17 protein-coding genes and 1 tRNA gene are annotated in these 19,556 nt (G+C 50.9%); 12 read left to right on the forward strand and 6 right to left on the reverse strand.

All coding sequences use genetic code 11. The features are described 5' to 3' along the window. Positions 1-4 precede the first annotated feature (4 nt). Positions 5-1,117, reverse strand: coding sequence for a glutamate 5-kinase (gene proB, locus ACSYSY_RS08185; RefSeq protein WP_491707077.1), 1,113 nt, complete (start codon positions 1,115-1,117; stop codon positions 5-7). Between the two features lie 289 nt (positions 1,118-1,406). On the opposite strand from proB, the gene ACSYSY_RS08190 reads away from it, so the two are divergent. The 8 genes from ACSYSY_RS08190 (at position 1,407) to ACSYSY_RS08225 (ending at position 11,971) form a co-directional block, all read left to right on the forward strand. Continuing rightward, the gene (locus tag ACSYSY_RS08190) at positions 1,407-3,932 is read left to right on the forward strand and encodes a penicillin-binding protein 1A (protein WP_491707078.1); all 2,526 of its coding nucleotides are present in this window, start codon (positions 1,407-1,409) and stop codon (positions 3,930-3,932) included. Positions 3,933-3,987: 55 nt separating this feature from the next. Next, positions 3,988-5,119, forward strand: a protein-coding gene (prfB, locus tag ACSYSY_RS08195; RefSeq protein WP_491707079.1) for a peptide chain release factor 2 whose coding sequence is annotated in 2 segments (ribosomal slippage) — positions 3,988-4,056 and positions 4,058-5,119 — 1,131 coding nt in all. Because the reading frame shifts where the segments join, the coding sequence is not laid out codon by codon here. Positions 5,120-5,344: 225 nt separating this feature from the next. Beyond that, complete coding sequence (locus ACSYSY_RS08200) at positions 5,345-6,091, forward strand: energy transducer TonB (protein WP_491707080.1); 747 nt, start codon at positions 5,345-5,347, stop codon at positions 6,089-6,091. A 103-nt stretch (positions 6,092-6,194) separates the two neighbouring features. Next, complete coding sequence (locus ACSYSY_RS08205; protein ID WP_491707081.1) at positions 6,195-7,223, forward strand: MotA/TolQ/ExbB proton channel family protein; 1,029 nt, start codon at positions 6,195-6,197, stop codon at positions 7,221-7,223. A 2-nt stretch (positions 7,224-7,225) separates the two neighbouring features. Then, positions 7,226-7,654 carry an ExbD/TolR family protein gene (locus ACSYSY_RS08210; RefSeq protein WP_491707082.1) on the forward strand — a complete coding sequence of 143 codons (429 nt, stop codon included), beginning with the start codon at positions 7,226-7,228 and terminating at the stop codon, positions 7,652-7,654. A gap of 40 nt (positions 7,655-7,694) precedes the next feature. Then, complete coding sequence (locus ACSYSY_RS08215) at positions 7,695-8,135, forward strand: ExbD/TolR family protein (protein ID WP_491707083.1); 441 nt, start codon at positions 7,695-7,697, stop codon at positions 8,133-8,135. A gap of 2 nt (positions 8,136-8,137) precedes the next feature. Next, entirely contained in the window at positions 8,138-9,373 is a 1,236-nt protein-coding gene (locus tag ACSYSY_RS08220; RefSeq protein WP_491707084.1) for a hypothetical protein, read from the forward strand. Between the two features lie 141 nt (positions 9,374-9,514). Next, a complete protein-coding gene (locus ACSYSY_RS08225) occupies positions 9,515-11,971 on the forward strand; it encodes a mechanosensitive ion channel family protein (protein WP_491707085.1) in 2,457 nt (818 codons plus the stop codon). A gap of 57 nt (positions 11,972-12,028) precedes the next feature. Here the strand turns inward: ACSYSY_RS08225 and ACSYSY_RS08230 are convergent, their stop codons facing one another. Continuing rightward, positions 12,029-12,208 (reverse strand): YqaE/Pmp3 family membrane protein, encoded by a 180-nt coding sequence (locus ACSYSY_RS08230; RefSeq protein ID WP_491708257.1) that lies wholly within the window; start codon positions 12,206-12,208, stop codon positions 12,029-12,031. 113 nt (positions 12,209-12,321) lie between these two features. On the opposite strand from ACSYSY_RS08230, the gene ACSYSY_RS08235 reads away from it, so the two are divergent. The 4 genes from ACSYSY_RS08235 to ACSYSY_RS08250 all read left to right on the forward strand — a co-directional run bounded on the left by ACSYSY_RS08235 (position 12,322) and on the right by ACSYSY_RS08250 (position 15,275). After that, a complete protein-coding gene (locus tag ACSYSY_RS08235; protein ID WP_491707086.1) occupies positions 12,322-12,618 on the forward strand; it encodes a YciI family protein in 297 nt (98 codons plus the stop codon). Between the two features lie 167 nt (positions 12,619-12,785). After that, entirely contained in the window at positions 12,786-13,613 is an 828-nt protein-coding gene (locus tag ACSYSY_RS08240) for a MetQ/NlpA family ABC transporter substrate-binding protein (protein WP_491707087.1), read from the forward strand. Next, complete coding sequence (locus ACSYSY_RS08245; protein ID WP_491707088.1) at positions 13,610-14,644, forward strand: methionine ABC transporter ATP-binding protein; 1,035 nt, start codon at positions 13,610-13,612, stop codon at positions 14,642-14,644. Before ACSYSY_RS08240 ends, ACSYSY_RS08245 begins: the two co-directional genes overlap by 4 nt. Further along, entirely contained in the window at positions 14,625-15,275 is a 651-nt protein-coding gene (locus ACSYSY_RS08250; protein WP_491707089.1) for a methionine ABC transporter permease, read from the forward strand. The genes ACSYSY_RS08245 and ACSYSY_RS08250 overlap by 20 nt, the downstream gene beginning before the upstream one ends. A 173-nt stretch (positions 15,276-15,448) precedes the next feature. Here ACSYSY_RS08250 and ACSYSY_RS08255 read toward each other — a convergent pair. The 4 genes from ACSYSY_RS08255 to gyrA form a co-directional block, all read right to left on the reverse strand. Beyond that, positions 15,449-15,524: transfer RNA gene (locus ACSYSY_RS08255), tRNA-Lys, on the reverse strand. 133 nt (positions 15,525-15,657) lie between these two features. Further along, a complete protein-coding gene (locus tag ACSYSY_RS08260) occupies positions 15,658-16,143 on the reverse strand; it encodes a peptidylprolyl isomerase (RefSeq protein WP_491707090.1) in 486 nt (161 codons plus the stop codon). 43 nt (positions 16,144-16,186) lie between these two features. Further along, positions 16,187-16,693, reverse strand: coding sequence for a pantetheine-phosphate adenylyltransferase (gene coaD / locus ACSYSY_RS08265; protein WP_491707091.1), 507 nt, complete (start codon positions 16,691-16,693; stop codon positions 16,187-16,189). Next, on the reverse strand, positions 16,686-19,406 hold the full coding sequence (gene gyrA, locus ACSYSY_RS08270; RefSeq protein WP_491708258.1) for a DNA gyrase subunit A: 2,721 nt from the start codon (positions 19,404-19,406) through the stop codon (positions 16,686-16,688). The genes coaD and gyrA overlap by 8 nt, the downstream gene beginning before the upstream one ends. Between the last annotated feature and the right edge of the window lie 150 nt (positions 19,407-19,556).

Consider the following 19,556-nt stretch of genomic DNA (forward strand, 5'->3'; position numbering starts at 1 on the left):
TTCCTCATAAGACAAGATCATTACGGTGGATGATCTCATCCGGCCCTTTCCGCCCCAGACGACTGATGATTTCCTCTGAATGGCACCCCAATAACTGCTTTATTTCCTGTGCGTTATAAGCCGATATACCGTGCGCTATAACAGAACCGCTTTCCCCCTCGATCCTGACCAGTTCTCCACGGGAAAAATTCCCTTCAACAGCCAGAATTCCGGCAGGCAATAAGGACCCTCCCTGAGTCAGCGCTTTGGCAGCACCTTCATCAATCATTAATCGGTTGTGATTTTTCAAGGCACCCAATATCCATTTTTTCCGGGCCTGCTTTTCCTGAATTTCTGGCAGAAACCAGCTGCAACGCCCTCCTTCCAGAAGCATTTTCAAGGGATGAAAAACCGTCCCTTTGGCAATGGCCATCGCACAACCTGATTGCGTTGCGATAGAGGCGGCAACAAGTTTTGTTTTCATCCCTCCTGAAGAATAACCGGGGGGAGGCTCACCACCCATAGCCTCAATCTCCGGTGTTAAATGGTCAATAACCGGGAGGTGTTGAGCTGTCTTATCAAGACGTGGGTCTGCTGTATAAAGCCCATCAATATCTGAAAGCAGTACAAGCTGATCAGCACCGATCATCTGTGCCACACGGGCCGCGAGACGGTCATTGTCACCAAAACGGATTTCATAGGTCGAAATCGTATCATTTTCATTGATGACAGGCACACACCCCAAATGCTCAAGAGCTTCAAACGTGTCACAGGCCATGAGGTAACGCTGCCGATTTTCTGTATCATCTGCCGTAAAGAGAACCTGTGAGGCTGTCAGCCCCTCTGAAGCCAGAACCTCTCTCCAGGATTGAGCCAGTATCATCTGCCCTACTGACGCAGCCGCCTGTTTCTCTGCGAGTGTCAACGTTCCTTCCAGCAATCCCAACTGACGACGTGCCAGCGCAATGGCACCGGAAGAGACAATCACGACAAAGACTCCCGCTTTACGCAGGAGCGCGATATCTGAAGCGACGCTTCGCATCCATTCCAGCCGCGGTCGTCCCTGTTCGGGGTCAACTACCAGGGCACTCCCGATCTTTACAACAAGACGTCTGGCATTAAGCAAAGAAGGGACCATAAAATTCACCCTGATATGTCGGTGGATAATTCATTACAAAATTGCAATATTATGAATAATGATCAACCTGAAAAATAGACTATTTTATGCATAAACGCCCCTATGCAGCTGATAAGCCCTGCCAGGAAATACCTCGTTATTATTGCTGATATGGTGATTGCCCCTCTTGGAAATAAATTTTTCTTATATAAATTAAGGTGTCCCATCTCACACCTCTTCTGGAAGATGGTATTACTTCGACCGAAGATAGTCTCTTCGCCTGTTTTTCAGCCCATGTTATAGAGACAGCATGACGCGTCCTTCCCTTCGGCCTGAGCGGCCTTCTTCCTCGATTCAGAAACCCGGTTTCCGACGTTACCGCACCCTGTTGTCCATTCTTCTGGGGGTAAGCACTTTTGGTGTTGTCGGCTCGATTGTAGTGGCATGGGGATTTTACACACATTTAAGTGCTGACCTGCCAAGCGTTGAAACGCTCCAGCATTATCATCCACCCGTCGTAAGCCGACTTTACACCTCTGATGACCAGCTTATGGCGGAACTCGCCCGTGAGAGACGCATTTATGTGCCGATCACGGCCATCCCTGAAAAAGTCAAACAGGCTTTTATTTCCGCAGAGGACCAGAATTTCTATTCCCACGGCGGAATTGACCTTCTCGCCATTGCCCGGGCGGGATTGACCGATATTTTCGCCCGCCATGGCAAAAGACCGCTCGGCGCTTCCACCATTACGCAGCAGGTCGCCAAGGTGATGCTGCTGAATAATAACAATCTCTCCCTGACCCGCAAAATTCGTGAAGCCCTTCTGGCCCTCCGCATTGAGCAGACACTCTCCAAAGAAAGAATTCTGGAGATCTATCTTAATGGCATTTATCTGGGTGGCGGGTCTTATGGGGTTGAAGCGGCGGCACACTCCTACTTTAACAAGTCACTGGACCAGCTCGATAATGCCGAAGCGGCAATGCTGGGGGCTTTGCCGAAATCTCCGACAAAATACAACCCGTTCCTTCATCCTGATACAGCCTTATGGCGCCGGAACTGGGTTCTGGACCGTATGCAGGAAACAGGTGTCATTTCCAGAAAAGATGCTGAAAGCGCCCAGAAAGAACCCCTTGTCCCACAGGAAAAAAGGCGTTTTGGCCCCCTGCCGACAACAGAATGGTTCTCTGAAGATGTACGCCGCCAGCTGATTACGCAATATGGGGAGACGCAGGCGCTTCAGGGGGGGTTGGAGGTCCATACCAGTCTTGACCCTTACCTGCAGAAGGTCAGCACACTTGCCTTGAGAGAAGGACTCATGGCCTATGACCGTACACATGGTGGGTGGCGTGGCCCTGTTTCCCGTCTTTATCTGACGGATGACTGGTCACACCAGCTTGCCGCACTGAAGCCACCGGCCGGTATGCTGACCGAATGGCGACTGGCTGTTGTTCTGCCCGGAACAATTGCCGCAGTTGGCTGGAATGAAAACGGCCAGGCCCGGAAAGCGAACCTGAAGGCCAATGATGTGGCCTGGAGCCACCGCACACATCCCTTGCATACGGGCGATGTCGTGATGATAGAGCCTACGTCTGAAGGACGTGCAGCGCTTAAACAGATCCCTGAAGTTGAAGGCGCAACAGTCACACTTGATGCTCATACCGGGCGCGTCCTGGCCATGGTCGGTGGCTGGTCATTTAATCAGAGCCAGTTCAACCGTGCCACACAGGCGCTGCGTCAGCCCGGTTCCTCTTTCAAGCCGCTGGTCTATCTGGCCGCCATGGAAAGAGACATATCCCCTTCTGAGACATTTGATGATTCGCCTATTTCCTTTGGGGACTGGCACCCACAAAATTACGAACATGATAATTGGGGCCCCACAACACTCCATGATGCCCTGAGAGAAAGCCGTAACCTTGTTACAATCAGGGTTGCCGCCCATCTAGGCATGGCTGCGGTCAGTGATATGGCGGTCAGGTCCGGCATGGTTGATTCCATGCCCCCTTATCTCCCTGCAGCCCTTGGTGCTGTTGAAACAACCGTCCTCCGTGAAGCAGCCGCTTATGCAGCTATTGCCAATGGTGGCCGGACCGTAAAACCAAGCTTCATAGATTATATTCAGGACCCAGAAGGTACTGTTTTATGGAAGAGTGACGGCTTTGCTCTTGTCACCCCTCCCCCCAGTGGACTACCCCAGATAGAGGATAAGCGCCCCGTATTAGCGAGCCCTCAAAGTGCTTATCAGATGTCAATCATGATGAAGGATGTCATTACGAGGGGAACGGGTGTACGGGCAGGAATTGGGATCAAGCAACCAATCGCCGGCAAAACCGGCACCAGTCAGGATTACCGTGACGCCTGGTTTGCCGGATTCTCTCCCGATATTGTTACGGTTGTCTGGACTGGTTTTGACACGCCGCGCTCTTTGGGCCGTAATGAAACAGGATCGCGCGTTTCAGCGCCAATCTGGAATGAAATTATGAAATCGGCCCTGTCCAGACTGCCTGAACGGGATTTTTCACCCCCGGCTGGCGTTATTCTGGCACGGTACAATACAGGCCGTATCATGGCTGTTGACGCCTTCAAGGATGACCAGACACCAGGTGCCTCTGTGCCGCTTCATGGATTCGGCGCTGGGACGCAGGCCCTTACAGCCAGTGATAACGGGGCAGACATGATTCCTGATTCTGAGGAAAATATGGACGGTCCTACCAGCAGCAACCTGGGAAGCGGAACAGCACTTGCACCGCCTTCTCCCCTTTCCGCCCCTGTACCCAGCGACAAAAATGCACCAGCCCAATCCTCACATAGTGACATTGGCGTAGGGGGCCTCTACTAAGAGGCTCTCTAAACTCTTATAATGTTTCTTCTATTTCTAATGGAGACCCTAATTCATGTCGGCTGAGACAGAAGCCCTTTCCCAGCAAATCAAGCAGTCAGTGGAACTGCTGAGGAGGCATCTTTGACTGGGATGTCGCGACAACCCGTCTTGCTGAGCTCAACCAGCGCGTAGAAGACCCTGACCTCTGGAATGATGCTGAAGCCGCCCAGAAAATCATGCGGGAACGCACTTTGCTGGCCAACCAGATCGAGGGTGTTCAACAACTGGAAAAAGAGACGGAAGATGCGCTCGAACTGGTTGAACTCGCCGAAATGGAAAATGATACTGACCTGATTGAGGACAGTACAAAAGCCCTGCGCGACCTGGCAACACAGGCTCAGCAGCGCGAAACGGAAAGTATGCTTTCCGGCGAGGCAGATGCCAATGATTGTTACCTGGAAGTCAATGCAGGGGCTGGCGGCACGGAGGCACAGGACTGGGCCAGTATGCTCCTGCGTATGTATACACGCTGGGCAGAGCAACATGGCTATAAAGTCTCTCTGATTGAATCCAGTGACGGAGAGCAGGCTGGCATCAAATCGGCAACGATTTTGGTCAGTGGTCCCAATGCTTATGGGTGGCTCAAGACAGAAGCTGGTGTGCACCGGCTGGTCCGCATTTCACCTTTTGATTCGGCAGCACGCCGCCATACTTCCTTTTCGTCAGTCTGGGTTTATCCGGTTGTTGATGACTCCATTGAGATTGAAGTCAATGATTCTGATCTGCGGGTGGATACCTTCAGGGCTTCCGGCGCGGGTGGTCAGCATATTAACAAAACGGATTCAGCGATCCGTATTACCCATATTCCAACAGGGATTGTGGTCGCCTGTCAGACAGACCGCTCCCAGCACCGCAACCGTGCAACGGCTATGGAAATGCTGAGAGCCCGCCTCTATGAAGCTGAGCTCCAGAAACGCGAAGCCGCCGCGGCTGAGAATGAAGCCGCCAAAACCGATATCGGCTGGGGGCATCAGATCCGTTCTTACGTTCTGGCTCCTTACCAGCTGGTCAAAGACCTTCGCACAAATGTGGAAAAAGGAAATCCGGACGCTGTTCTCGATGGTGATCTGGACGACTTTATGGCGGCCTCATTGGCCCAGAGAGTCGGCGGGACACGCTCTGAAGCAAGTGCTCAGGCACAATAATTAATCTGACTTCACAACTGAATTGAGGCCCATCCACCTTGGATTGGCCTCAACAGTGGAATAATATCTCTCCGGTTGTCCCTTCTGCATCCGGAGAGGGCTCATCGTCCTTTTTGGGAAAAGAGGATGATACTGATTTGCATTTAGTGTATAGTTACCGCTTTATATAGCGGGAACTTCATGATCCGGCATTCTGATACGGACAGAGGATAAGAAGGGTTTATTATGAAACATTATGTCACCCAACAGCATAGGCCTGTAGACTATGCCATTGCGATCGGGGTGACGTGTCTCATTGCTGGAATTGCCTTATTTTCTCTTAATCATCAGCGTGTGGCGATGCAGAAAGTAACGGCAACATTATCCCCCCTCCAGACGACGATTATCGCCCAGACCCCCTCACAGGACGCTGCCGCTGCGCCACCACCACCTGCACTGGTTGAACCTTCTGAGCCTTATGTCCCGCCTCCCAAGCTGAATATTGCAAAGCAGCAAGCGCACCCTATTGAGCACGTAACGCATAAAAAGCCCGTTAAAGCGCCCAAAGTTGTGCAACCTGTCAAAAGTCAGCAACCCTCCAAAAGCCAGAAGCCTTCTGAAAGCCAGTCACAGGCGACACAAGGCACAACCGGCAAGGCAGCAACAGGAAACGCTAATGGCTCTCCCAGCCCGGGCGATCACTCTGCAGGCGCCGTGCCGATCAATAATGTGCAGCCGGAATATCCAGCCGAGGCCCAGGAACAAAGCCGGGAAGGTAGTGTAACGGCTGTATGCGATATTCTGGAAAATGGCAGACCATCGAACTGTAAATTAACCAGTGTACGCGGTGGTCATGATTTTGCTGAAAGCGCTCTGGAATTCCTGACACAATCAGGCGTGCGCTACCAGCCTGCTGTCATGAATGGTCGGCCCGTTATTGAACATGGCCATGTACTCCATATTGATTTCACGTTAAGCGACGGCATGAATTGAGAGATTTTATGATACATAACGTCTTATTCTTTTCCTGCCTGTCTCCCGCTAAAGTTTCTATCCCCCGCCATAATCACACGATTAAAGAGGATTATTAAGCGTCATGACCGAACCTTCTCACCCTTCAACACGTTCTGATATCGTTTCTGCACGGCGAGGACGCTATTATGCATTTGCCCTGATTTTGGGGATGGGAACAGCACTTTGCCTGCCTTCCGCTGTTCAGGCGCAGTCAGAGCCGAATTACAGCATTCAGGTTGACCCTTCACACCCTGAGACTTTCCCAGCCTCACAGTCAGCACAAATCTCTGAATCTCCTGCTCCGCAGTCCCAGACAGAGGCCGCCACTCCTGCTCAGCCGGAAGGGGCCAGCGCCGTTGCTCTGGTTAATAACGAAAAGGCAGACGCAGCCCCCACCGCGAACCCATATGGCCTCAAAGCCCTCTGGCAGAATGGTGACAGTGTTGCCAGAATCGTTCTTTTGATCCTTCTGATCATGTCAGCGGGGACATGGATTGTCCTGATCGTCAAACTGCTTGAACAGGCCCGTGTTTTCAATGCAGCACGTGAGGCTTCACGCACCTTCTGGAAAAAGGGCTCCATTGCTGAAGGAATGAGCGCTTTGAAAGAAAATTCTCCTTTCCGCTATATTGCGGAAACCGGCCTTGCGGCAACAGAACATTATACAGGCCCGATCACCCAGCAGATTGATCACCAGTCCTGGATTGCCCTTTCTCTGCGTCGTTCCGTTGATATGATCGCCACACGCTTACAGAGCGGGCTTGCCTTTCTTGGCACTGTGGGCTCAATCGCACCATTTGTCGGGCTTTTTGGAACAGTCTGGGGGATTTATCACGCTCTGACAGCAATCGGTATTGCAGGACAGGCCACAATCGATAAAGTCGCAGGTCCCGTCGGTGAATCCCTGATTATGACCGCCATCGGTCTGGCAACCGCTGTCCCGGCTGTTCTGGCTTATAACTGGCTCGTACGCCGCAACAAGGCTGCGATGGAACGCGTCAGAAACTTCTCATCAGACATGCATGCTGTGCTGATTGGCGGCTATCGTCATGAGGCTGTTTTCAACAAAGACGCACAATCCTCTCCCTCAACACCAGACAGTCAGGCATAAAAATGGGTGTCTCCTTTCCAAATGGAGATGACCGTGACGAAGATGAGGTGGTATCGGAAATCAATACCACCCCTCTCGTCGATGTCATGTTGGTGCTCCTCATCATATTCCTGATCACCATTCCTGTGGCAACACACACTGTAAAAGTGGACCTGCCCGTAGAGCGCAATCAGCCTACCCATACCAAAATTGGCAATATCGTTCTGGCTGTACTGGCTGATGGCCGCATATACTGGAATCAGGATCTCATGCCCAACCGGGGCGCCTTAATGGATAAATTGCAGGCTGTTGCAAAACAGAATCCACAACCGCAGATTCAGATCCGTGGCGATGGCACTGCCCGATATGCCGCTATCGGCCCCATTATTGAGGCTTGTCAGGAAGCGGGGATCGCACATGTCGATTTTATTACACTTCCTCCGCATGGATAATCTTTCCTGATCGCTTCGCTTACCTGGAGAAACCCCTTTTATGTCTCCCGATCTCGGCACGAATGACACGCAGGACGATGACAGCATCGTCGATATCAATACGACACCTTTAATCGATGTCATGCTCGTCCTGTTGATTATGTTAATCGTCACGATCCCGTTACAGACTCATTCTGTTTCCATTGATCTTCCCCAAAATAAAAGCCAGGCAGAGGCCGATCATAAACAGCCCATCACGCTCGATATCAATTATGACAACAGCCTGAGCTGGAACGGCACAACCCTGACCTCGGAAGAGGACCTGCAGAACCATCTCCGGGAAAGCGTGGAACAGGGAGGGGAAGACGGACCTGAGATTCATGTCCATCCAGACCGTCTTTCCAGCTATAAAACAGTCGCTCATGTGCTGTCTGACGCCCAGAAATCCGGCATTAAAAAATTGGGCATTATCGGGCTGGAGCAATTTACAGAGGGACAATAATCGTGACACATTTCCGCATCTCAGTTTTTTCCCTATTCCTGAGCGGTACTTTCCTTCTGACCGGCTTTCAGCCTGTCTGGGCCGAGGAATCTGTCCTGAGACCGGAAATTGGCCAGGCGTTGCAACATGCCCAGAATGACCTGTCTGCCCGCCGTTACAATCAGGCAAGTGCGGACGTGAATTCTGCTGAAATCATAGCCGATAAAACACCCTATGAAGCTTATATAATTGCCCAGATGAAAGCCGCTATTGCCGCAAAAACCGGCAATGTCACAGACGCTTTCAAGGCATTTGACGCTCTGATCAGGGATCCCCTCACCTCTCCCCAGGAGAAGGGAAAATTGCTCTCTGCAGAAATCAGCCTGGCTTACAAAGCCAAAAACTATGATGCCGCGGCTCAGGCTGCAGAGCGTTACCTGCGTGACATTGGGCCCAACGAACAAACAAGCCTTCTGCTGACTCAGGCTTTTTATCTCAGCCATAACTGGCCCAAAGCTCTTCGCTCCGCGGAAAAGAGCGTGGAATATGCTGAAAAATCCGGGGCGAAACTGTCTGAAACCCAATTGCAGTTAATGGCTGTATCTGCAACGCATCTGAAAGATCAGGCCCATATAAATCAGGCCTACACACTTCTCGCCCGGAATTTTCCAAAACCGGAATATTGGCAGGCTCTGATCCATTCCCTTATGACAGATCATGCCTTATCGCCAACCTTATCCTTCATTCTTCAGAGATTGCGGTTCCAGACCCATAATCTTAAAGACCCCGCCGATCTGAAAGATATGGTCGAAAGAGCTGTCCAACTGGGTCATGCCACATTGGCGCTCACCCTTCTGGAGCAGGCCTATAAACAAAATCTTCTCGGCCAGGGAAGCGCTGAAACCGAGTATGCTCATTTCCATGACTTTATTACCCGACAGGCACAGACCGAGCAGCAGAACCTTCCCGACACACTTAAAAAAGCCCGCTCGGACTCGGGGTCAGCTCCTGCTTTGAAAGCAGGGTATAATCTTATTCTTGCCGGACAGCCTGATCAGGGATTGGCTCTGATGAAAGAGGGGCTGGATAAACAGTCTTCCGGAAAGGAACAGGCTCTCCTTGTTTATGCTCTTGCGCAGAATGACGCCGGCAGAACAGGGGAAGCCCTTGCAACCTTGAAGCAGCTGAAAGGGACAGACGCAGCTGACACATTGGCTCAATTATGGGCCGTGGCCTTGTCCCAAAATAATCAGAAATAAAAACAGGGCCGGTCATTCCTGTTTTGCCCTATGAGGATTATGTAATTTCCGGGTAACTTAACTATAAGTGCCCGGCATGGTAAAATATGCCTGCTTATCTCATGTGCTATATCTGCCAATAAATTGGAAGACGCTCGACCCATGTCCGAAAAAGAACGCCCTTTTCCTTTATCACTATTCTCCCTTTTCAGGCTTGTTATTCTTGCGCTGTTTCTTGTTTCCGGATCAGGCATCTCTTCCATCAAGGCTTTTGCGGAGGGAGCGGCAACACCTGCGGTAACGACGCCCCCCCATATTTCGCAGGAACAAACTGACCAGCTTCTCAGCGTCCTGAAAGATCCCAAAAAACGTCAGGATTTCATCACAACGTTACAAAATCTTACCGCCGCGCAGAAAACGACCACCAAAGATACATCTCTGCTTGATACAAGCTGGAATGAAATTACTGATGTCAGCCGCCAGGGGCTGGGAAAATTCAAGACATTAAGCAAGACAGTCACAAATTTCAGTGACCTGTTTCCATGGATTAACCACGTGATGAAAACGCCGAGTGTCCAACATGAGATCATGCGGATTTCCATCCGTGTGGCCATTCTGGTCATTGGGGGCGTCGCACTGGCCTATGGTATGCGCCTTCTCTTACGTGGACCCCGCAAAAAGCTTGAGCTCAAGGCCCAGCGCTTTAACCGGGAGAATATTCAAGATGACCTGAAAGGTCTGCAGGAAGCCAGAGACGAAGCCAGCCAGCAATCAGAAGAGGTGGAACCAACCAAAACTGACAAAACCGCTAAAAACACGGCACAGATACAGGATACTGAAAAACGTATGCAACGTCAGGGAGCGATGGCTTACCTGATGGTTACGCTGCGGCGTTTCCCCTATACATTCGGCCGTTTCATAATGGACCTTCTCGGGGTCTGCATGTTCCCCCTGATCGCTCTTGTGATTCAGAGTTTTGACCCCGACCCCGATGCCCAGACCATGCGGGCAGTCTGGAGTATCACCTGGCTTGCCGTTGTCGGACTGGCTGTCTGGATTGCCTTGTTACGCGCCCTTTTCTCCCCCGAAAAACCATGGCTGCGCCTCACAACATTAAGTGATGGCACGGCCCTTTTCCTTTTCAAGGGATTACGCAATATCGGCCATGTGGTCTCCTGGGGGATCACAGCGCTCATTATCCTCAAGGATTGTACTTTACCGGAATCGATTGCGCTTTCTCTGGCAAAAATACTGGCCCTGATCGTCCATATCATGATCGCGCTTCTCATTCTGGGCAGCCGTTCCAATGTTGACTGGGCTCTGAATCGCGCCGCTGAACATAATAAGCGTCTTGCTCCCATCCTGCATTTTGTTGCCAAATGCTGGTGGGTCATTGCGCTTTTCTTCGTTTTCGCACTCTGGCTTGTCTGGGCTGCTGAAATTCCGGGCGGTTATACAATGATCCTGCGCATTACGGGACGGACGATCGCTGCCCTGATTATTATGCGTATTCTCAGCATCTTTGCTTATGGCGGGCTGGAGCGGTTTTTCAACTCTCTCAATAAATGGTCCATCACCAAGGAAACCAGAACAAGGATCCTGCGTTATTATCCCGCAGCACAACGCGTAATCGGCTTTATTATCGTTATACTGACAATTCTTGCCCTGACGATTGCCTGGGGGACCCCTGCTTATGAGGTCATTGGCAGACATACGATCGGGGCACGTCTTCTCTCTTCTCTCGCAACAATTGTTGTCAGTCTGCTTATTGGCGTCATCGTCTGGGAGATTGCCAATGTTACGATAGAACACAAGATCCGCCAGATAGAAAAAGAGGCAGAAGGCAATTACAAGGCGCGTATGGCGCGGATCCGTACGCTCCAACCCATGTTGAGAATTTTATTGCTTGTCATTCTGACCGCTGTGATCAGTCTGACGATCCTCTCTCAACTCGGGATCAATATCGCCCCCCTCCTGGCAGGCGCCTCAATCTTTGGTGTCGCACTGGGTTTTGGTTCCCAGAAACTTGTGCAGGATTTTATCAGTGGCATATTCCTCCTGATGGAAAATGCTCTGACGGTCGGGGATGCCGTTACGTTAAACGGCACCTATGGCATTGTTGAAAAACTTTCATTGCGCACAGTCCATATCAGGGCCCTGGACGGCTCGATCAATATTTTCCCTTTCAGTTCGCTTGGGCAGATCATCAATTTCAATCGTGACTTTGCGCGCGCCTTGATTACGGCCGACGTCTCTTATGACACAGATACTGACCTGGCTGTTAAAGCGCTGTTCGATGTCACTGCGGGCATGAGAGCTGACCCTGAATTCAGCAGCCTCATTATTGATGATTTCCAACTTTGGGGGGTCGACTCACTCAATGATTCGTCAGTGTCCATTAAAGGTGCTGTTCCAACCACGACCGCCGGTCGCTGGCCTGTACAACGGCAATTCTATCGCCGCATGAAAAAACTTTTTGAGGAACGGGGCATTGATATCCCCTTCCCGACCCGCACCTTACAATTTGTCAGTGATCTGCCTGTTTCTCTTACCCAAAAAGAAAACACATCCAAGGCAGAAAAAGAGAATCCGGCAAAAGATCAGGAGAAGACCTCTTAATGGGGCTCTCCTCATTTTTTAGAAAGGCATGTTCCGTCTCTGCCCTGGAGAGAAAGACTACTTTTCAGGGCAGGACGTGGATTGATCATAATTTCTAAGGGCCAGAAACGCCCATATAGAAGCGGGGATCCAGCCTAAAATCGTAATCTGCAAAATCAGGCAGATGACACCCGCAACGGGGCGACCAATTGTAAAAAATGTGAACCAGGGGATAAAAAAGGCTATAAGAACGCGAATCATCATGTACCCTTTCGGAAAAAACATTTCACCTTATGTTCAACGCACTGACTTACAATCCGTAATAAAGTATAAATATGCGTAAACAGCGCCTTTTAAAGGGGAGTTTTTTTATGAGTAATATCATTATCGCCACAGTGACCTATCTTACCTCTGCTGAAGACGTTGCTGCTCAGCGCCCGGCTCACCGTGCTTTTCTTGCAGGTCTTTTCGAGAAGGGACTTTTAATGATGTCAGGTCCTATGACATCGGGAAAAGGCGGCGTTCTGATCGTGCGCGGGTCAATCTCAGAAGAAGAACTGGGGCAGATTCTCTCCCAGGATCCTTTCGTAACATCAGGTGTCGGTCGTTACGAATTCTGTGAATTCAACGCCGTTAAACACGCGCCTTATCTCGAAGGCCATATTTGACGAAAGGGACGAAAGTCCCTAAAAGCCTGTTCCTCTATCCAGGCTCCGGGAACGCTTTGTCCGGAGCCTTCTGAGGGCCTTGTTACTGGAAATCATGACACAAAACAGATAAATATATAAGTGCGTCTGTTCCCCTGTCTGCTTTTTGTCACTGGATATTACTCCACATGAGATCGTTTCGTCTCCTTAACCGTTTCTGTCTTTTCTCTCTTATACTCTGCTTCGGGCTTCTGATTCTTGATTTCAGTAAACAGGCTCAGGCAGAAGCACCTAAAGTGCTTAAGATTGGGATTATGGCCGGTGAAGATGAAGATATCTGGCAAGTTGTCTCCCAGAATGCGGTAAAAGCGGGCCTGACCCTCAAGATAACGACATTCTCTGATTACAATGCCCCTAATGAGGCCCTTGTTGAACATGAGCTGGATGCCAATGCCTTTCAACATGGCCCTTATCTGGACGCTCAGAACAAGGCTCATGGCTACCATCTGATCATTGCCGGAAATACGACGTTTCAGCCGATCGGCTTTTATTCACGTAAATGGACGTCTATCGCTGACATTCCCAAAAATGCCAAAATCGGCGTACCGAATGACCCAAGCAATGAAGGCCGCGCCTTGTTGATGCTGCAGGCTCTCGGGTTAGTTAAAGTTTCGCCGGATGCAGGGCTGTTTCCGACTGCACTGGATCTCACAGAAAATCCACGTAATCTTTCGATTGAAGAGCTGGATGCCGGCATTGTCGGCCGTACCCTGCCTGATCTTGATGGTGCTGTCATCAATACGGACTGGGCACGCAAAGCCGGGGTTGACCTCAAGAAAGAACGGATCGGTTCAGAAAATCTGAAAAATAATCCTTACGTCAATATCATCGTCATCAACCCGGAAGATAAGGATGCTCCTTGGGTGAAGGCCCTTGTTCAGGCATTTCAGCAACCTGACGTAGCCGACGCTATTGCGAAAGCTTATCATGGAACGGTCCTCCCTGCCTGGCCATGAGTATTCTTTTAGACGTTAAACAGGTCAGTCATCGTTTCTCTGGTCAAAATGTTCTGGACAATATTTCCTTTTCGGTCAGAAAAGGTGAAATTATCGGGATTATCGGTCGCTCCGGAGCAGGGAAATCCACCCTTCTCCGCTCTTTATGTGCCTTGGAACGGCCTCAGGAAGGGTCCATTTTTCTTGATGGGATCGACCTGACAAAACAGAGTGAATCGAAATTAATTCAGATCAGGCGCAAAATCGGGCTGGTTTTTCAGCATTTTAACCTTCTGACGTCTCGTTCCGTTGCCGGAAATATTGCTCTGCCTCTCCAGATTGCAGGCTGGCCCCGGGCAAAACAGAAAGAACGCGTTAACGAGCTTTTACAGCTTGTTGGACTGGACGGCTTTGGCCCGAAATACCCCTCACAACTTTCAGGGGGACAGAAGCAGAGAGTCGGGATTGCACGCGCTCTTGCCGCCAGTCCGTCCCTTCTTTTATGCGATGAGGCAACCTCTGCCCTCGACCCTGAATCGACTGCATCAATTCTGAATCTGCTTGCCGATATCAATCAGAAGCTTGGCCTGACCATTATTCTCATCACGCATGAGATGGATGTCATTCGACGCTTTGCGCAGCATGTGCTCGTTATGGATCATGGGCGACTGGTCGAAAACGGGACGTTTCTGGACTTATTATGCAAAAACAGGGATGGCGGTCCTCTTCAGGCATTACTCACAGAATGCAGCCCCCAATTACCTGCTGAATTTACAGGCGTCATCCAATCTCAGCCTGCACCGGGTTATTTAACGGTCCTAAGGCTGGTCCTGGATCATAAAACAACCTGCACACCTCTATTCTCCCAGATTGCAGAACAGTTCCATGTCGAGACAATTTTGTTGCAGGGCGGGGTGACATCGCTTGAAAACAAAATGGCAGGCGACATGATCATTGCGCTTAAAGGAGAGCGCGTTTCAGAAGCCCGGGCTTTTCTCGCACTTAAAGTTCAGCATATGGAAGCGATGGGTTATGTCCCCGATTATTCTTAAACTCATTCTCAACGCAACCCTGCAAACTCTGGAGATGGTTTTTGCTTCAACGGCGCTTGCTGTCATTTTCGGGCTACCCTTGGCCCTCTTTCTGATCACAACAGGGCCAAAAGGGCTTTATCGGCTTCCGCTGCTCCCTCGGATCGTAGGCATTATTGTTGACGCCTTAAGAGCGATTCCTTTCATCATTCTGCTGGTTCTGCTCATTCCTGTCACTCGCTTCATTGCAGGGACGTCTTTAGGGACACACGCCGCCATTGTGCCTCTCGCCATTGCAGCCATCCCTTATTATGCCCGTCTGGCCGAAGTTGCCCTCAGAGAGATCGACCCCGGTCTGATTGACGCCGTCCGCGCCATGGGGGGCTCACGTTTCACGATTATCCGTTCTGTTATGATCCCTGAAGCCATGCCCGGCCTTATTGGCAGCCTGACAGTGACCCTCGTTACGCTCGTGGGCGCTTCTGCCATGGCAGGGACGATCGGGGCAGGCGGTCTCGGTGACCTCGCCATCCGTTATGGCTATCAACGCTTTAATACCACGATCATGCTCTGGGTCGTCGCCGTACTCGTCGTCATGGTCTGCCTGATTCAGCTGATCGGTAATAGTCTGATACGCTGGATCAAGCGGTAATAAAAAGCGCTGACGGAAATCCAGACACATCTTTTCAGGGCTCGATGAACTTCAAGATCGAGCTCTGAGAGAAAGCTTATAATATCCCAGAATTCTCTGAAGACATTACGCTTTAGAAATCGCAAGATTTAGCGAAAAATCAATAAAGCAACATTATTTTATAAGGGGAATTATGGTGAACCGGGTGGGATTCGAACCCACGACCATTCGATTAAAAGTCGAATGCTCTACCGACTGAGCTACCGGTTCAACTTGAGGCACTAGCTACAGGATCAAGCGACCGGCGTCAAGGACGTTTCCACAAAAAAACGTCTCTTACAAAAAGATTAATTAAAAAAAAGCTCTGGAGACTGTTTTTGCCTCCAGAGCCAGGGAAGAAACCTTAGGCCTCAACGTAAGCGCGGATAATTTCGTCAGGGTCCTTGACCATACCAGAGGCCCCTGTACCACGTTTAATCTTGTCAACCGCGTCCATACCCTCAATAACCTGCCCTACGATCGTATATTGACCATCGAGAGACGGGCATGGAGCGAACATGATGAAGAACTGGCTGTTGGCACTATGCGGGTTCATTGTGCGGGCCATGCCGACTGTCCCGCGTTCAAAACGGGCTTCTTTTGTGAATTCTGCTGGCAGATCAGGATATGAGCTTCCGCCGCTTCCTGTTCCTGTAGGGTCGCCACCCTGAGCCATAAAGCCATCAATGACGCGGTGGAATTTCACACCGTTATAGAATCCCTCTTCTGCCAGTGTTTTCAGGCGCTCAACATGCTTTGGTGCCAGATCAGGGCGCAGGGCAATGACAACTTTCCCTTCCGGGATGTCCAGAACAAGTTTTTCACCATTTTTTGTATCTGTCTCAGACATGTTTTTTCCTCTCAAAAGAACAATGATTCAATGACGCTTATATTTATGTAGGAAGGCGACCCAGTTTTGATAAGATCGCCTGCGCAACTTCCAGACTGACAAAGGGAGAAATATCGCCTCCCAATCTGGCAATTTCTTTGACAATACGGCTTGCCGTTGTACGGTGACGCTCAGACGCCAGAAGAAAGACGGTCTCAATCTCAGGTGCCAGACGGCGCAAAGCTCCGGAAAGCTGCGTTTCAAAATCAAAATCCCCAGCTGAGCGCAAACCACGTACTACTGTGCCTGCCCCGGCCTGATGAACCGCATCAACCAGCAAATTATCAAACCCGATGACTGAAATACGGTCCCCATGCGGCAGGTTGGAAATTTCCTTCCTCACCAGAACAATCCGTTCTTCCAGCGTCAGAAATGGCTTTTTATCCTCATTAACCGCAACACCAACCACCAGATGGTCAAAGATCGCAGCGGCCCGGTCAATAACGTCCAGATGTCCGAATGTAACCGGGTCAAACGTGCCAGGATAGAAACCGATACGCGGATTACTCATCCTGTTTCGGGCCCTCTTGTACGTCAGATGTTTCTGTCTCTTCGGACTGCTGTTCGCTGCTATCTTCTTCCACAGGGAAAACGCTCATGACGCGTTCCTCACCATCGACGCGGAACAAGGTCACCCCACCAGCCTGACGAGACATGACCCGTATCTGGGAGACAGGCAGGCGAATCAGACGGCCGGTATCTGTAACCATCATGATATCAATATCGTCCATTGTAGGAAGCGTTCCCACAATTTCACGGCCGCGACGCTCAGTCGTAAAGTTCATATTATTCAGACCCTGACCACCACGCCCTGAAACGCGGTAATCATAGGCAGAAGAACGTCGACCAAAGCCTGTATCTGTCACAGTCAGCAAAAGCTCTTCCTGCGCTGCCAGCTCTTCAAAACGCTCTTCACTCAGAGCGGTCTCGGCGGCATTTTCCTCTTCCTCGTCAGACGGTGTTTCGACGGTTTCTTCCTCGATGTCACCCTCATTGGCAGCCGCACGCCGGCGTGCATTGGCCATGCGGAGATAGGCGGCACGCTCCTCCACACTGGCCTCAACATGATTGAGGATACAGAGTGAGACGACCTGATCACCTTCCGCCAGGCGAATCCCTCTTACCCCTGTGCTGCCACGACCTGCAAAGACGCGCAATGTTTCATCAGTAATCTGGAAGCGGATTGCACGGGCATTACGCGTGGCAAGGAAAACATCCTGCCCTTCCTGACAGGTGGCCACCCCGATAAGCGAATCACCTTCATCAAGCTTCATGGCAATCAGGCCGGAAGCGCGAATATTGCGGAAGTCACTCAGGCGGTTACGACGGACATTGCCACTCGCTGTTGCGAAGACAAGGTGCAGATCATCCCATGTCTCTTCATCCTGCGGCAAGGGCAGAACGGTCGTAATAATATCGTCCCCCAGCTCCGGCAGAAGATTGACCAGAGCACGCCCTTTGGCAGTAGGTGCCGCTTCCGGCAGATGCCAGACTTTCATGCGGTACACTTTCCCGCCTGATGAGAAGAACAGCACCCATTGATGGGTGTGCGCATTAAAGCTGCGAATCACCACATCATCACCACGCCGCCCCGCCGCAGTGCGCCCACGGCCACCACGATTCTGGGAGCGGAATATCTCAAGCGGTGTGCGTTTGATAAAGCCATCACGTGTGATGGTCACAACCATCTGGCCAGGCTCAATCAGGCTTTCATCTGACTGATCGCCCAATGCGTCGGAAATTTCTGTACAACGTGGAGAGGACAGAGCTGCACGAGCCGCCATAAGCTCCTCATGCATAACCTCCATACGGCGGATATGGCTTTCCAGAATATGGAGCAATTCTGTAATTTTGACGCTGACTTCATCAAGTTCAGCCTGAATCTTTTCACGTTCCAAACCGGTCAGTCGTTGCAGACGCAGATCCAGAATACCGCGAGCCTGCGCTTCTGTCAGATGAACATGGCCGTCTATGACAACGTTTCCTTCATCGTGAATCAGCTCAAGCAGAGGCACAACTTCATCAGCCGGCCACGCCCGCGCCATCAGGCGCTCACGCGCTGTCGCCCCATCCGGGGCTGAACGAATCAGGGTAATCACTTCGTCGATATTGGCGACAGCAATGACCAGACCAACCAGCAAATGGCCACGATCACGCGCTTTATTGAGGTCAAAGCGGGCACGACGTAAAATGACATCTTCACGGAAACGGATGAAGGCCTTGAGAACATCAATAAGGCCCATCGTCCGGGGACGACCCTCATCAAGAGCCAGCATATTCACACTGAAAGACGTCTGAAGCTGCGTGAAGCGATAAAGCTGATTGAGAACAACTTCGCCTGTGGCATCGCGTTTCAATTCAATCACGACACGCATACCGGAACGATCGCTCTCGTCGCGTATATCAGAGATTCCTTCAATCTCTTTTGAACGCACAAGATCCGCGATCTTTTCCTGCAAGGTCGCCTTATTCACCTGGTAAGGAATTTCGGTAACGACGATCGCGTAACGATCCTTGCGAATTTCCTCAATTTCGGCGCGTGCGCGTACGGGTATGGAACCACGACCTGTTTCAAAAGCCTGCCTGATTCCACGCCGCCCCATAATAATTCCCCCCGTCGGGAAATCAGGGCCCGGGATGATCTGCATCAGCTCATCAAGTGTAATGGCGGGATTTGCCACCATGGCCAGGGTCGCATCAATGACTTCAAGCGGGTTATGGGTGGGAATATTGGTTGCCATTCCCACAGCAATACCCGCAGCCCCATTGACGAGAAGATTCGGGTAAGCAGCGGGAAGAACCTGCGGCTCCTGCTCACTTTCATCATAATTTGGCTGAAACTGGACGGTATCGCGGTCAATATCATCCAACAGAAAGGAGGCCGAGCGGGCAAGACGCGCCTCTGTATAACGCATGGCAGCCGGACTATCACCATCGACTGAGCCGAAATTGCCCTGCCCATCAATCAGGCAGACCCGCATTGACCAGCTTTGCGCCATACGCACCATGGCGTCATAAATCGAGCTATCACCATGAGGGTGATATTTACCCATGACGTCACCCACTGCACGGGCCGACTTGCGGTAGGGTTTATCAGAGGTAAAACCACTTTCCCGCATGGCATAAAGGATACGTCGGTGAACAGGCTTCAACCCATCACGAACATCTGGCAAAGCACGCGAAACAATGACTGACATCGCATAAGCCAGATAGGAGGAACGCATTTCCTCCTCAATTGTCACAGGCAAGCGATCGGAAGGAAGACTATCGTGCGGTTCGCTCAAAACAGGGCCACCCAATTTTATAACAGCAGAAGATTTTATTATAGACCATCACTACTGGAAGCACCAGACAGGGAAAGTCTGCACGACTTG

It is taken from the genome of Aristophania sp. ESL1100 (assembly GCF_058511235.1).

Coding starts and splice junctions, on each gene's coding strand:
- proB (WP_491707077.1), bottom strand. CDS start 1,117: ATGGTCCCTTCTTTGCTTAATGCCAGACGTCTTGTTGTAAAGATCGGG.
- ACSYSY_RS08190 (WP_491707078.1), top strand. CDS start 1,407: ATGACGCGTCCTTCCCTTCGGCCTGAGCGGCCTTCTTCCTCGATTCAG.
- ACSYSY_RS08200 (WP_491707080.1), top strand. CDS start 5,345: ATGAAACATTATGTCACCCAACAGCATAGGCCTGTAGACTATGCCATT.
- ACSYSY_RS08205 (WP_491707081.1), top strand. CDS start 6,195: ATGACCGAACCTTCTCACCCTTCAACACGTTCTGATATCGTTTCTGCA.
- ACSYSY_RS08210 (WP_491707082.1), top strand. CDS start 7,226: ATGGGTGTCTCCTTTCCAAATGGAGATGACCGTGACGAAGATGAGGTG.
- ACSYSY_RS08215 (WP_491707083.1), top strand. CDS start 7,695: ATGTCTCCCGATCTCGGCACGAATGACACGCAGGACGATGACAGCATC.
- ACSYSY_RS08225 (WP_491707085.1), top strand. CDS start 9,515: ATGTCCGAAAAAGAACGCCCTTTTCCTTTATCACTATTCTCCCTTTTC.
- ACSYSY_RS08235 (WP_491707086.1), top strand. CDS start 12,322: ATGAGTAATATCATTATCGCCACAGTGACCTATCTTACCTCTGCTGAA.
- ACSYSY_RS08240 (WP_491707087.1), top strand. CDS start 12,786: ATGAGATCGTTTCGTCTCCTTAACCGTTTCTGTCTTTTCTCTCTTATA.
- ACSYSY_RS08245 (WP_491707088.1), top strand. CDS start 13,610: ATGAGTATTCTTTTAGACGTTAAACAGGTCAGTCATCGTTTCTCTGGT.
- ACSYSY_RS08250 (WP_491707089.1), top strand. CDS start 14,625: ATGTCCCCGATTATTCTTAAACTCATTCTCAACGCAACCCTGCAAACT.
- ACSYSY_RS08260 (WP_491707090.1), bottom strand. CDS start 16,143: ATGTCTGAGACAGATACAAAAAATGGTGAAAAACTTGTTCTGGACATC.
- coaD (WP_491707091.1), bottom strand. CDS start 16,693: ATGAGTAATCCGCGTATCGGTTTCTATCCTGGCACGTTTGACCCGGTT.
- gyrA (WP_491708258.1), bottom strand. CDS start 19,406: ATGCGTTCCTCCTATCTGGCTTATGCGATGTCAGTCATTGTTTCGCGT.